This window comes from Paenibacillus sp. alder61, assembly GCF_020179875.1.
Lineage (GTDB): Bacteria > Bacillota > Bacilli > Paenibacillales > Paenibacillaceae > Fontibacillus > Fontibacillus faecis.
In genome coordinates, this window is record NZ_JAIUDG010000024.1 from 55,574 (window position 1) to 68,707 (window position 13,134).

Sequence of the window (13,134 nt, forward strand, 5' to 3'; positions counted from 1 at the left end):
ATAGAATTAGATAAATATATTTTATTCTATTTTGTTATATTTGAATATAACTAGTTATAATTAGACATAAATTCGTCATTGGAGGTCTCCGAATGAGCGAGATTTCATATACAGCCGAAGAAGTTGCCAAGCTGTTGAAAGTATCTAAATTAACGGTTTACGACCTGATCAAAAAGGGCAGCTTGCCCGCGTACCGTGTCGGGAAACAAATGCGTATCGACGCGGATGATTTGGAGCAATACAAAAGAGTAGCCAAAAGCGGGGCTGTCCCTTCCGGGCCTCAAAGCGAGCCGTTCCCCGTCGGCGGCCAGAGCCTTCCGCCGCAGCCGGCGGCGGCTTCGGACCGGCGCCTTTCCCGGGACGCTTCGCGGGTTCCGGGAACCCTGGTCATTACCGGCCAGGATCTGAGCCTCGATTTATTGGCCAAGCATCTCGAGCGGACGCAGCCGGGGCTGCGCCCCCTGCGCTCGCACGACGGAAGCCTTGATGGGCTGATCTCCATGTACCAGGGGAACAGCGACATCGTCAGCACGCATCTGCTGGACGGGAACACCGGGGAATACAATTTGCCGTATATCACCAAAATTCTGACCGGCCATTCTTACCTCGTGGTCAATTTGCTGATGCGTCAGGCCGGTCTTTACGTCCGCCGCGGAAACCCCAAACAATTAGAAACCTGGAGCGACCTCGGACGGAAGGACATCAAGCTGATCAATCGGGAGATCGGTTCCGGCGCCCGGGTGCTCCTGGACGAACAGCTGCGCTTGCACGGCATATCCCGAGCCGGGATCGATGGATATCAGGATGTGGAGACCAGCCATTTGGCGGTGGCCGGCAAAGTCGCGGCGGGACAAGCCGATGTCGGCGTAGGCATCGAAAACGCCGTATCCCTCATCAGCGAAGTCGAATTTATCCCATTAATCCAGGAAAGATACGACCTTGTTGTCCTCAAAACGGAGAGTACGGCCGCCTGGATCGAGCGGTTTCTCGATACCGTCAAATCCCCCGAATTCAGACAGGAGCTGGGCTCCTTTCAAGGTTATGATTTATCTTTAAGCGGCCAGGTTTTATACGACAGTGAAGCTCAATGAATACATGGATAGAAAAATCACGCTCATGCTGTGCTCCACCGTCAACGACCTGTTTCCTTTGAAGCCATACAGATAAAGATGAATAAGCGCCTTAAGCGGCGGGATTTTGTGGAATTCGGCTCATGCGGAAGGAATAGCGGACTTTATGGGGCACTAGCGTTGCATTAAAACTGATATGGGTGCTGCCTCATCCGCAATCGTTCTTGCCGCCTGTTATAATAGCGGCGTTTTGGGCCGTTATTTCGACCCGATTTGCGTTTTCGGGTAAAATAGCGGCCAAAAAGGGCCTTATTTCACTGATGCGGGTCCAAAAATCAGGGGTTCTGCCCGGTTTTCCCTAAAATAAGGCCCCAAAAGACCGCTATTTCTGAGCGAAGGGACGAATTCGACAAAATAAGGCCGCAAATGACCCTTATCCTCCCGCCAGGCTTCAAAGGGAGGCGATTACGGCCATTAGACCCTTCGGGCTAACGCAACACCAATTCCTATTTTTGTAAAAAAGCAGCGACCCCTCCGTACGGAAGGATCGCTGCTTTTCATTTATCCAAAAACGTCTGCCACTTGTCCAAGGTCATGGCGTGGCCGCCAGTCCCATCCACGAAACGATGCTGGACATTTCGAGCTCCTCGAATTTGGAAGCGATCGCGGCCGCGTTCATGACAAAGCGGCATTCGTCGACGCCGCACGCCAATTCCACATCGCAGCGGATCTCCGCCAGCCGTCTTGACAGATGCAGCATGTCCAAGTCGTTCTCAATCTTGGTCCGGACCGATTTGGACAAAGCGTCCAAGTTGGCCAGAATCCCCTCGACCGACCCGTGCTCCTGGACAAGCTTCAGCGCGGTTTTCTCGCCGATGCCGCGCACGCCGGGATAATTGTCGCTGGTATCGCCCATCAGGCCTTTCAAATCTATAATCTGGCGGGGAGCCAGTTGTTTCTCTTCCATCAGGGTTTCCGGCGTGTAGACCATATAGTTGCCGTGGCCCTTTTTCATAATAATGACGCTTGTCCGCTCATTCACCAACTGCAGCATGTCATGGTCCCCCGTGAGGATGAGAACCTCCATCTCCGGGCTGAACCTGGCGGCCAGCGTACCGATGCAATCGTCCGCTTCATAACCCGGGCTGCTGATATTGGGAATCCCCAAGCTTTCCATAACGTCCCGTATGATCGAAAACTGCGGAATCAGCTCATCCGGCGCCTCCGAGCGGTTGCCTTTATAAGCCGCAAACTGCTCCGTCCGGAACGTTTTGCTGCCCAGATCCCAACAGCAGGCGATATGCGACGGGGAAAACTTTTGGACCGCGTCCCAAAAATACCGCATAAATCCATAAACCGCATTCGTAGGCAGCCCCGCTTTGGTGCGCCGGATATAACCCGTGGCCGCCGAAGCATAATAGGCTCGGAACATCAAGGCCATCCCGTCAACCAGCAGAATGCTCTCCCGTCCGCTTTGTCCGGTGTTCATGATTTCGCTCGCTTCCTTTCTTCGTAAATTGGTCTCATGATTACGCCTATCCCCATGCCTTCTCGAACATGTCCTCCTTGAAGCCGACGGTCGCCTGCTTGCCGTCCGTCACCAGCGGGCGTTTGATCAGCATTCCGTTCGAGGCGAGCAGGACCAGCTGCTCTTCCCGCGACATGGCGGGCAACCGGTCTTTCAGCCCCATTTCACGGTAGACATCGCCGCTGGTATTGAAAAATTTCTTCAATTCCAGACCGCTCAGCGAAATCATTTCCTCCAATTCTTCCACGTTCGGAGGCGTCTCCTTAATGTTCCGCGAGTCCAACGTATAGCCCTGGCCCTCCAGCCATTTCACGGCTTTGCGGCAGGTGCCGCAGGGCGGGTATTGATAAACCTTCAATTTTTTCATCCGAATGATTCCTCCTGCTTGCTTAACTATCTAAATCCTGCAGCTTTCGCCGCAAGTTCTCCATATCCTCGGGCAGGGGCACGCGAAAAAGCAGCTCCTCCCCCGTAAGGGGATGGCGAAACCCCAGTTCGGAAGCGTGAAGGGCCTGACGTTGAATAACGCCGTCGAACGGCCCGGAATCCCCGGGCGGTTGAACAACAGGGAGTTGGCCCCTGCCGCCGGTTCCCGTATACATCTTGTCCCCGATCAAGGGATGACCGATCGAGGTCATATGGACGCGGATCTGATGCGTCCTGCCCGTGCCAAGGCGAAGGTCCACCATAGCGCCCAGCGCGTAGCATTCGGAGACCTTGTAAAAGGTCACCGCCGGATACCCGGCCGGAGTCACGATACGGCGATGCGGCTCCTGTGGATCCCGATCGATCGGACCGTCGATCACCCCTTCGTCCGGCCGCGGGCATCCGTAAACGAATGCCGTATACTTTTTGGTCACCTTTCCCGCGATGAGCTGTTCGGAAATATGCTGATGGATATAGGCGTTTTTCGCGATCGCCACCAGTCCGCTGGTCTCCTGGTCCAGCCGATGAACGGGGCGAAAGCGGACCTTCTCCCCTTTTTCCCGCCAATAGTACACCACTCCGTTCGCCAGCGTATCCGTATAATGGCCGTGGGTCGGATGAACGATCACGCCGGGCGCCTTGTTGACGATCAGAAGCGCATCATCCTCAAATACGATGTCAAACGGAATCGGCTGCGGCAAAATATCGTCCGACACCTCCTGCTCCAGGGAGATGGCGACCAGATCGCCGGCTTTGACCGGGACGCTGATATAAACCCGTTCTCCATTGAGCATGACGCCGCGCTCCGTCAGTTTGATGCGCGACAACAGCTTGCGGGAAACGCCGAGCTTCCGCTGCAGGACGGTTTTAAGCAGCCAGCCGTCTTCCTTTTCGGTCACGGTGTACGTAATCGGTTTATAGTAAGCGCTCATGATTTTCTGCCGAACACCTTCGCACTGCGTACGTATTCCACATCCGGGGTCTGCTGGCGGGCATTGGCGGTCCGGGCGGCCGCAAAGAAAAAGTCCGAGAGGCGGTTCAGATACTTAATCGCTTCCCAGTTCACATCCATTTTCTTGCTCAACGACACCGCTTGCCGTTCGGCCCGGCGGCAGACCGTTCTGCATACGTGCAGCGCGGAGGATAAAGCCGTCCCGCCCGGCAGAATAAACTTCTCGAGCGGAGGATTCTCCGCTTGATAACGATCGATCCAGGACTCCAGCCGCTCCGCCAAATCGGCTCCGACCTTATAAGGACGCTCACCGAGCTTGGCATAGGCAAGGTCGGATCCGCAATCGAACAATTCCTGCTGAATCTGCTCCAAATCTTGCTTCAAGTCGGCAAATAACGTGTCATCGGCATAGCTCCCCGCCAAGCCGACAAAGCTGTTCAATTCGTCGATCGTGCCATAGGCCTCAACCTGGATATCGTCCTTGTCAACCCGTCCGCCGATCACCGAGGTTTGCCCCTGATCCCCGGTTCTTGTGTAAATCGCCATATGGATAGCCCCCTTTTTCCTATGTTCCAATATACCACAAATTTAAAAAAGAAGATCCTTGAAGGATCTTCTTTAGTATGATTTGGATATCACTATGTTCCGGTTCGCGGCCAGCCTGCAAACGGCTATCTGCCCTCCCGGCGGATCTTCATAAACTCATTGATCTTCAAATCCAGCAAGCTGCTGATTTCAATTACGATATCCGAAGTGAACGAGTTCTCCTGCTGAAAAAGCATCTCCATTTTACTCCGCAGCAAATGGATTTCATCCTCCAAGGAAATTGCTTGTGGTGAAGCCTTGCGATCGACTTCGTCTATCCATTGGTTCGATTGATTGCCTCCAGCGATCACAATCCCGGCCATTTCAAGGGGTATATTGTATTCACCACAACCCAAATGTATCCCTCCCTGAGAAATTAAACCTCTTCCAAAAAGAAATTATACCATGCCAATTGGACAGGGATCAATTAAAAAATGAAAGAAATGTTAATTAGCCCCATTTCTCCGGCAGGTTCGCTACGACTCAGCCTTGTTTCAGTTTGTGAATAAACTCGCCCATGCGATGCAGCGCTTCACTGATCTGCGATACGGAAGTCGCGTACGAGCAGCGGAGGAAGCCTTCGCCTCCCGCACCGAACACATTCCCCGGAACGGCCGCCACCTTCGCTTCCAACAACAGCTTCGTCGCAAATTCATCCGAGCTCAAACCCGTCGATGCGATGCTCGGGAACGCATAAAACGCCCCCTGCGGCTCATGGCAGGTCAGACCGATATCCCGAAGCCCCTGCACGATCAATCTTCTCCGCTGGTTATAGGATTCGACCATATGGTCCTTCTCCTGCAGCCCGTTTTTCAATGCCTCCAACGCGGCCACCTGCCCCATGACTGGGGCGCACATGACGGTGTATTGGTGGATTTTCAACATGGCGTAAATCAGATCGGGGTGTCCGCAAGCGTAACCCATGCGCCAGCCGGTCATGGCAAAGGCTTTGGAGAAGCCGTTCACCAGGATCGTCCGGTCCTTCATTCCCGGAATGGAGGCGAAGCTGACATGCTTCTCTCCATAGGTCAATTCCGAATAAATTTCATCGGAAATCACGATCAGGTCGTTCTCTTCGACGATCTTGGCAATCGGCAGCCAATCTTCATAACTCATGATTCCGCCGGTCGGATTGCTCGGGTAGTTCAAGATCAGCACTTTCGATTTCGGCGTAATCTTGGCTTTAAGCTGTTCCGCTCTCAGCTTGAAATTGTCCTCGGCAAAGGTTTCGATTTCCACGGAAACCCCGCCTCCGACCTGGGTGATCGGCGAATAGGAGATATAACAAGGAACCGGGACCAGAATCTCGTCCCCGGGTACGATTAAAGCGCGAAGAGCGAGATCGATCGCCTCGCTGGCCCCCACCGTTACCAAAATTTCATCTTTCGGATCATATTTCACGGAATAGCTGTTATACAAATATTCGGCGATCGCTTCGCGGAGTTCAGGAGTTCCCGCGTTGCTGGTATAGCTGGTGAACCCCCGTTCCAAGGAGTAGACGCACGCCTCTCTCACATGCCACGGGGTGATAAAATCGGGCTCGCCTACGCCCAGCGTAATGATATCCTTATTGCCGCTGGCGAGATCGAAAAAACGCCGGATGCCCGAAGGCTGAATTTCCCTTACCCGCGGCGCCAGGTAGGATGTCATGGATTTGCCGGCCGTTTCTGCCTGTCCTTGTGATTGTACACTCATACTATTACTTCCTTTACGGAGAGATCATCAGGCGGCGGTCTTCTTCAGGGTCTTCGAAAATGATGCCGTCCTGCTTATATTTTTTAAGAATAAAGTGCGTTTTTGTGGAAAGTACGGATTCCAGCGGAGACAGCTTGTCGGAAACAAAGCTGGCCACCTCTTTCAAATTGCGTCCCTCGACTTCGACCAACAGGTCATAGGCACCGGACATGAGATACACGGACTTGACCTGCGGGAAAAGATAGACCCGTTCCGCAATCGCTTCAAAGCCCCGGCCCCGCTCGGGTGTAATCTGTACCTCGATCAGCGCCGTCACTTTCTCATCATCCAATTTACTGGAATTGATGACGGTCGCGTATTTTACAATGACATGATCCTCTTCCAGTTCCGCGATGGCTGCCGTAACCTCTTCGGAGGTTACACCGAGCAGGGTTGCCAGCAGTTTCGGATCCCGGCGGGCGTCCTCTTTCAGAAGATCCAGCACTTTCAGCTTCAATTCGCTCAATTGTTTCATGCCTCATCCTCCAGCGCTGTTCCGATGACCGTCTATCCTAAATTCGTGCCCTCGGAATCTAAATTTAATACTTATATTACATGAAATTGGGCATCCTGCAAAGAAAAACGTCCGTCGCATGGAAGATTTCCAGCCCGGTTAATTTTTCCTTATCGCGGTGAATTTATGGAGAAAGGCAAAATCGAGGAGGAACCACGAATGCAATTACATACGGGCCATTTCTATTGGCATCGGAATATGGAGCGAATCCCCCGATATCCGGCGGTAACCCGCAACCTGTCCTGCGACTGCCTGATTATCGGCGGGGGAATCAGCGGCGCGCTGTGCGCTTATCTTCTGGGGAATCGGGGAGTTCGCTCCATTCTTGTCGAAAAAAAACGGATCGCCTCGGGCAGCACGCTGGCGAACACCGGTATCCTGCAATATGCCAACGACAAAACACTGACCTCGCTCATTCAAACGTTCGGCGAACAAGCGGCCGTTCATTTTTACCGGCTATGCCGGGAAGCCTTGGTCGATCTGAAAGAAATCTGTCGCGAACTGGCTCCCGGGTTTCCTCTTCAGGAACGCAGCAGCCTGTACCTGGCCAGCCTGGAAGAGGAGGTCGCCTTGCTCCGCCGGGAATACGAAACGTTGACACAGCACGGGTTTTCGGTGGAGTGGTGGGAGGAAGCGGACTTGGCCGCACGTTTCCCGTTCCGCAGGCCCGCCGCCATTTACACGCAGGGGGACGCGGAGATTCATCCATTCGCTCTGACGCACAGTTTGGTAAGCCGGGCGGAGGCGAACGGCGTTCGAATTTTCGAGGAATCTCCCATAACGGGATGGAATTTTAAAGAGGACGGGGTCCTTTGCCGTACCGGTCAAATGACGATCCGGGCGCGGCATGTAATTTTCGCCACGGGATATGAAACGCAAATGATCCATAAAGAGCCCGGCGCTTCACTGGTCGCCACTTATGCGGTCGTTACCGAGCCTGCGAATCATCTCGGCGACTGGTATGAACGAGCCATGATCTGGGAAACGGCCAGGCCCTACCTGTATTTAAGGACTACGTCCGACGGGAGAATTATTGCCGGCGGGCTGGACGAACCGTTGAAAGGCGGAACCCTTCAGGAAGGAAGGGAGTTTCATCAAAGCGGCAAGCTTTTGGAGCGGATCCACGCTCTTTTTCCCTGGACCAAACGCCTCAAAGCCGCCTACGCTTGGGGGGCCGTCTTTGGCGATACCCGGGACGGTTTCCCCTATATCGGAACCCACCCGGATTACCCGAATTGCTATTTCCTCGAAAATTACGGCGGCAACGGAACGGTTTGCGCTATGATGGCCGCGCGGATGATCGCCGATGCTCTGACAGGCAAGCCGCGGCCCGATATGGCCTGGTTTTCGCTGTCACGAAGCACCAAGCCTTCTCCACCATAGCCCTTACGGCGCAGCGTGCAGCCCGGCTACAAGCGGCAGGAGCTGCTTTACGCCGCATCGACCGGTTCTCGAATCAATTTGCGGATCGCGATCCAACTGAGGATGGGCGTCGCTCCCAGCCCGAGCATCAGCCAAGTGACGGTCGTCATACGGGGGGCCAGCCCGAAAACAACGATAAACAGCAAGGTGCCCGCAATCCGGCCGGCCATGATGCTCAGCTCGCGCAAAACGACCAGTTCCACCCGATGTTCCACGCTGTCCTTGTTTTTGCCGATCAAATCGAATACCGAGGAGGTTACCGGCAGCAAATACAGCGGCATAAACAGAGAAGTGCCGATCCCGAACAACATGAGCGTAAAATAGTTGACTTTCCAAAGCAGCGGGCCGATCACCCCCGTTATCAATAAGGCGCCGATCAGCATTCCGTAATAACGGTGACTGATTTTCAACCATTTTCCAACCGCCCAGAAGCTGACCAGGGAGACCAAGGAAGTCACAAACGAAAATTGCCCGACTTTCCATTCCGCGGAGGTGCTGATATAGACCAGCAAAGTGACCAGGAAGGAAAATACCCCCTCCCGCAGGCCATGTGCCGCCGAGGCCGGCACGGCTTGCCGCCAGGGACTGTTTTTTTGAAAATGGCGAAAGGGGTCCAGCCAGCGGTAGGTGCCGCCCCGTTTTCTTTTTTTCAGACGAAAGCTAAGCAGGATTCCAATCCCGTAGACGACGAGCGAAAGGGTAAAGATGACCCGATAGCCCACATCCCCTTTTAACATGGAAATCAGGCCCCCGGATGCCCATGGACCCAAAATTCCGATCACCGAACCTAAAATGCCGATCCAACCGTTGAATAAATCTCGGGTCTCCATATCGGTGACCTCAAAATAAACGACATTGAAGGCGAGCCAAAACAGACCTGAACCGATTCCGAACAGAAAACCCAGCGGCCAGATGTAGTTGACCGTATGCGGACCGGCCCAAAGGACAAGCAAATAAAACAGGCCGGAGACGACGATGCCGAGCCGGAGCGAAATCATTTTGTCCCGCTCTTTCACCCATTTGCCGGCGATCCAAAACGTCAGTCCGAGCGCGAGCTGCTGGCTGAACGTGAACCAGCCGATCATCGCGAAATCTTGTCTGGCCTTCCAAAGATAGACGTTCAGGAAGGTTCCCGATAACGCTCCAGCCAGGACGAAAAGCCCGTTGACGGCTAAGAGCAGCCGGGATTGGCCGTTAAGCGAACGTTTCATGCGTGTGCTCCTCCAGCGTTAAGGTGTATCCTGTAAGATGCCCAAAAGGGAGGGAACCAACACAAAAAAGGACCTTTTCGCCGGAAATGCGCGAAAAGGTCCTTGGGCCGTCCTCTATTGGCCACTCACCGTCCGAATCAAGGCGTTTCTGTCGTCCTCCGACAAAAATTTGCTCACATGGAAGCAGGCGGAGCATACGAACACGTTGAGTTTGGCCGTACCCGCCACAAGCGGCTGCTCAACCGCCTCCTGCCCGGCCGGTTCAAAGTCAGCCCCTAGCGGCTGGGTTCCGGCGAACATCATGTACTCCCGGCAATGCGGGCACTCCGGAATTTCATCCTGCCCGTCCAGTATTTTCTCCACGCCGGATTCATAGGCCAGCAGATCGCCGCCCGCAGCGGCGAAAGACTCCAGCCGGCGGATCGCGTTCAAATGGCTCTCTTCGTCCTCTTCCCAGAGATCGGTATCCGCCTCCTCGTCCGCTTCTACCTCCTCCTCCAGCTCCTCGGCGGAGCCGAGGGAGATATTAAGCGTGCGGTAGCCCTTCAACTCATTATGACAGTAAGGGCACTCTTCCTCCGGGCCAAGCTCCTCATCCCACACGATTTCGGTTTGACACCAGGGGCAAATCGTCGTTTCCATGAACGGCCCCTCCTTTCTTTTACACCAAATATCGAAGCGTTTTTTTTTAAGCGTTCCACAAAAAAATGACACCGGCAGCCAGAAACAGCATCGCCGCCACGAACAAAACCCTGACCAGGTTCTTCAACATGCCGTTCTCCTCCTATGCTATACATACTCCTATCACAAAGGATACCGATACCGAGACGGCCATCGCAATGAATCCCACGGCGGTATTTCCGGCGGCGATTTCCTTGTCGATATGGAAAACCGGGGTTAAAAATTCAAACATGACATACGCCAGAAACAAGAGAAAGGCTCCAACAAAGGACCACGACATGAAATCGTAAATCGTAGGACGGGCGGTCGCATACTGCAAAATATTGCAAAGCCCGAAAATTTTGCCGCCCGTGGCGAGTGAAGCCGCCATATTCCCCCGCTTGATTTCATGCCAGCATCGGTACCTTGTGACGAGTTCAAAGCAGGAAAGAAATACGATCAATTCAACTATCGCTACCGAAAAATACCCGGCCATTAGGCCGATCGGCTGTTCCAGAAGCGGATCAATGGTTTCCTTCAAATCGCTTCCCTCCCGTTTACTTCAGCTCGGCTACCGTCACACCGGTTCCGCCTTCCCCGTAATTTCCAAGTCGGTAGCTCTTGATATGCTTGTGCTTCCGGAGGTAATCCGAAATACCGGTGCGCAGAATCCCCGTGCCCTTGCCGTGAATGATGTAGATCTGGCCCAGATTGGCCAAATACGCTTCATCGATAAACCGGTCGACTTCAATGAGCGCTTCCTCCAGATTGGATCCGCGCAAATCGAGCTCGCTGCGGACCTGGTCGTCCCGCGTCCGCTTCACGTTGGCAACCGTGCGCTGCGCCTGTTTGGCCGGTGCGGGCGAACCGATCAGTTCCAGATCATCGATCGCTACCTTCATTTTCATAATGCCGAGCTGGACGAGCGCTTCTTTGGTGCCGGCCAGCTCGACGACATGCCCTTTTTGGTTCAGGCTGTAGACCATAACTTCATCGCCGGGCTCGATTTGCCGGGGCGCTTTGGCCGCTTTGCGCCCGGCCGCCTTTTTGCGCTGCTGAGGTTCGGCCTCGTCCAGCTGCTTCCGGGCGGCGATCAGTTTATGCTCCTTCACGGAGGCGCCTTCCTCCATCGCCAGCCTGCGCAGCTCGTCGATGATCTTCTCGGCCTCGCTTCGCGCCCTGGCCACGATCGCCCGAGCTTCTTCCTCGGCTTTTTCCAGCCTGCGGTCCTTCTGCTGCTCCAGCTTCTCCAGCTCCGCAGCATGGCGGCTTCTCAGAGCTTCCAGCTCCTTGCGCAGCTTCTCCGCCGATTCCCGCTCCTGCTCGGCCACGTTTCGGTTCTCTTCGAGCGAAGCGATCATATGCTCCACCCGCTGGTCCTCTTCCTTGATCTCGCCGCGGGCGTAATCCAGAATGCTGCCGGGAAGCCCCAGCCGCTCGGCGATCGCAAACGCGTTGCTTCGACCCGGAACTCCGACCAGTAACCGGTAGGTCGGACTCAGCGTGTTGACATCGAATTCCATACTTGCGTTGATGACCCCTTTGCGCTCGTAAGCATAGGCCTTCAGCTCACTGTAATGCGTCGTCGCCACCATCCGGCAGCCCAACGCATGGATATGCTCCAGGATGGCGATCGCCAAAGCGGAGCCTTCCGCCGGGTCGGTGCCCGCGCCGACTTCATCCAGCAGCACCAGGCTCTTCGGCGTCATTTTGCTCAGAATGGAGATGATGTTGGTCATGTGGCTGGAGAAGGTACTCAAATTCTGCTCGATACTCTGCTCATCTCCGATGTCGGCATAAATCGCATCGAAGACGCAGAGCTGGCTTCCTTCCTCCGCGGGAACGAACAGCCCGGACATCGCCATCAGGCTGAGCAGGCCGATTGTCTTCAATGTAACCGTCTTCCCGCCCGTGTTCGGACCGGTGACGATGATGGTCGAATACTGGTTGCCGAGTTCCACATCGATCGGCACGACCTGCTCCGCCGGAATCAGCGGATGCCTTCCCCGCCGCAGCTTCATAAAGCCGCGGTCGTTCATACGCGGGAGGACCGCTTTCATCCCGCGCGCCAGACGGGCCTTCGCGAAAATAAAATCAAGCTGCGCCAGCACATCGATGTCATAAAGCAGCAGTTCGGCCTGCTCTCCGACCTGGGCGGTCAACTTCTGCAGGATCACCTCGATCTCGCGTTCTTCGCGCAGCCGGGTTTCGCGCAGCTTGTTGTTCATTGCCACGATCGATTCGGGCTCGATGAACAAGGTCGCTCCGGAGCCCGACTGGTCATGGACGATCCCGCCGAAATGGGACCGGTATTCCGCCTTGACCGGAATGACAAACCGGTCGCCCCGGATGGTAATCAATTGATCCTGGAGCATTTTGGCGACGCTCGAGGAACGGATCATCGCGTCCAATTTCTCGCGGATCCGCACCTCCCCGCCGCGTAATTCGCGGCGGATTTGCGCGAGTTCGGCACTGGCCGAGTCCACCACTTCCGCGCTTTCGTCAATGCAGCGTTTGATCGCTTCCTCCAGCGGCTTCTGCTCGCTCAGCGAATCGCTGAGCGTAAACAAAAGCGGAATCGGATGCTCCTCATGCATATTGGCCAAAAAGCGCTTGATTCGGCGAGACCCTTCCAACGTGGTGGCAATGCCGAGCAATTCATGGGGATTCAGCGTTCCGCCGATTCGCGCCCGCTTCGCCGCGGGAACGATATCCACGATGCCGCCGAAGGCCGGATAACCTTTGAGCCGGTCGACGGTAAAGGCTTCCTCCGTGGCCTGCAGCAACCGCTTTACATCCTCCAGGCCGGTCACGGGCGACAATTCCTCCGCCGTTTCCCTGCCCATTGGAGTCTGCGTATACTTCACCAATTGCTCTATAATTTTTGGATATTCCATTGTTTTTAAAATTTTCTCGTCCAAGAACGTTCACTACTCCCCTCGGGCTATGATCCCATTATAGCGAATGAGGCCATTTTTCGCCATTTCCCCGGCGTCGTACATAAAAATGTCCCGACCGGAACAAGATAATTG

13 protein-coding genes are annotated in these 13,134 nt (G+C 54.7%); 2 read left to right on the forward strand and 11 right to left on the reverse strand.

Annotated features, from left to right (window positions below; genetic code table 11):
• The first annotated feature begins 92 nt into the window (after window positions 1–92).
• Window positions 93–1,091: a helix-turn-helix transcriptional regulator gene (locus LBW89_RS22260; protein ID WP_148450626.1), complete on the forward strand. Its 999-nt coding sequence runs from the start codon at window positions 93–95 to the stop codon at window positions 1,089–1,091.
• Window positions 1,092–1,662: 571 nt separating this feature from the next.
• On the opposite strand, the gene LBW89_RS22265 is transcribed toward LBW89_RS22260, so the two are convergent.
• The 7 genes from LBW89_RS22265 to LBW89_RS22295 form a co-directional block, all read right to left on the reverse strand.
• Window positions 1,663–2,559, reverse strand: a complete 897-nt coding sequence (locus LBW89_RS22265; protein ID WP_225040436.1) for a 5'-3' exonuclease — start codon at window positions 2,557–2,559, stop codon at window positions 1,663–1,665.
• A 46-nt stretch (window positions 2,560–2,605) separates the two neighbouring features.
• Complete coding sequence (locus tag LBW89_RS22270; protein ID WP_225040438.1) at window positions 2,606–2,965, reverse strand: arsenate reductase family protein; 360 nt, start codon at window positions 2,963–2,965, stop codon at window positions 2,606–2,608.
• Window positions 2,966–2,987: 22 nt separating this feature from the next.
• A complete protein-coding gene (locus LBW89_RS22275; protein ID WP_225040440.1) occupies window positions 2,988–3,956 on the reverse strand; it encodes an RluA family pseudouridine synthase in 969 nt (322 codons plus the stop codon).
• Window positions 3,953–4,522, reverse strand: coding sequence for a cob(I)yrinic acid a,c-diamide adenosyltransferase (locus tag LBW89_RS22280; protein WP_148450630.1), 570 nt, complete (start codon window positions 4,520–4,522; stop codon window positions 3,953–3,955). Before LBW89_RS22280 ends, LBW89_RS22275 begins: the two co-directional genes overlap by 4 nt.
• 125 nt (window positions 4,523–4,647) lie before the next feature.
• The gene (locus LBW89_RS22285) at window positions 4,648–4,917 is read right to left on the reverse strand and encodes an aspartyl-phosphate phosphatase Spo0E family protein (protein WP_225040442.1); all 270 of its coding nucleotides are present in this window, start codon (window positions 4,915–4,917) and stop codon (window positions 4,648–4,650) included.
• Between the two features lie 127 nt (window positions 4,918–5,044).
• The gene (locus LBW89_RS22290) at window positions 5,045–6,256 is read right to left on the reverse strand and encodes an aminotransferase class I/II-fold pyridoxal phosphate-dependent enzyme (protein ID WP_148450631.1); all 1,212 of its coding nucleotides are present in this window, start codon (window positions 6,254–6,256) and stop codon (window positions 5,045–5,047) included.
• A gap of 13 nt (window positions 6,257–6,269) precedes the next feature.
• On the reverse strand, window positions 6,270–6,770 hold the full coding sequence (locus tag LBW89_RS22295; protein WP_148450632.1) for an Lrp/AsnC family transcriptional regulator: 501 nt from the start codon (window positions 6,768–6,770) through the stop codon (window positions 6,270–6,272).
• A gap of 198 nt (window positions 6,771–6,968) precedes the next feature.
• On the opposite strand from LBW89_RS22295, the gene LBW89_RS22300 reads away from it, so the two are divergent.
• Window positions 6,969–8,192: an NAD(P)/FAD-dependent oxidoreductase gene (locus LBW89_RS22300; RefSeq protein ID WP_225040444.1), complete on the forward strand. Its 1,224-nt coding sequence runs from the start codon at window positions 6,969–6,971 to the stop codon at window positions 8,190–8,192.
• Between the two features lie 47 nt (window positions 8,193–8,239).
• Here LBW89_RS22300 and LBW89_RS22305 read toward each other — a convergent pair whose 3' ends face one another.
• From LBW89_RS22305 to LBW89_RS22320, 4 genes are all read right to left on the reverse strand, one after another.
• Window positions 8,240–9,442 (reverse strand): MFS transporter, encoded by a 1,203-nt coding sequence (locus tag LBW89_RS22305; protein ID WP_225040446.1) that lies wholly within the window; start codon window positions 9,440–9,442, stop codon window positions 8,240–8,242.
• A 114-nt stretch (window positions 9,443–9,556) separates the two neighbouring features.
• Entirely contained in the window at window positions 9,557–10,084 is a 528-nt protein-coding gene (locus LBW89_RS22310; protein ID WP_148450634.1) for a hypothetical protein, read from the reverse strand.
• 142 nt (window positions 10,085–10,226) lie between these two features.
• A complete protein-coding gene (locus LBW89_RS22315) occupies window positions 10,227–10,643 on the reverse strand; it encodes a DUF350 domain-containing protein (protein ID WP_225040447.1) in 417 nt (138 codons plus the stop codon).
• A gap of 16 nt (window positions 10,644–10,659) precedes the next feature.
• Entirely contained in the window at window positions 10,660–13,023 is a 2,364-nt protein-coding gene (locus LBW89_RS22320; protein WP_148450635.1) for an endonuclease MutS2, read from the reverse strand.
• Window positions 13,024–13,134 lie beyond the last annotated feature (111 nt).

Coding starts and splice junctions, on each gene's coding strand:
- LBW89_RS22260 (WP_148450626.1), top strand. CDS start 93: ATGAGCGAGATTTCATATACAGCCGAAGAAGTTGCCAAGCTGTTGAAA.
- LBW89_RS22265 (WP_225040436.1), bottom strand. CDS start 2,559: ATGAACACCGGACAAAGCGGACGGGAGAGCATTCTGCTGGTTGACGGG.
- LBW89_RS22270 (WP_225040438.1), bottom strand. CDS start 2,965: ATGAAAAAATTGAAGGTTTATCAATACCCGCCCTGCGGCACCTGCCGC.
- LBW89_RS22275 (WP_225040440.1), bottom strand. CDS start 3,956: ATGAGCGCTTACTATAAACCGATTACGTACACCGTGACCGAAAAGGAA.
- LBW89_RS22280 (WP_148450630.1), bottom strand. CDS start 4,522: ATGGCGATTTACACAAGAACCGGGGATCAGGGGCAAACCTCGGTGATC.
- LBW89_RS22290 (WP_148450631.1), bottom strand. CDS start 6,256: ATGAGTGTACAATCACAAGGACAGGCAGAAACGGCCGGCAAATCCATG.
- LBW89_RS22295 (WP_148450632.1), bottom strand. CDS start 6,770: ATGAAACAATTGAGCGAATTGAAGCTGAAAGTGCTGGATCTTCTGAAA.
- LBW89_RS22300 (WP_225040444.1), top strand. CDS start 6,969: ATGCAATTACATACGGGCCATTTCTATTGGCATCGGAATATGGAGCGA.
- LBW89_RS22305 (WP_225040446.1), bottom strand. CDS start 9,442: ATGAAACGTTCGCTTAACGGCCAATCCCGGCTGCTCTTAGCCGTCAAC.
- LBW89_RS22310 (WP_148450634.1), bottom strand. CDS start 10,084: ATGGAAACGACGATTTGCCCCTGGTGTCAAACCGAAATCGTGTGGGAT.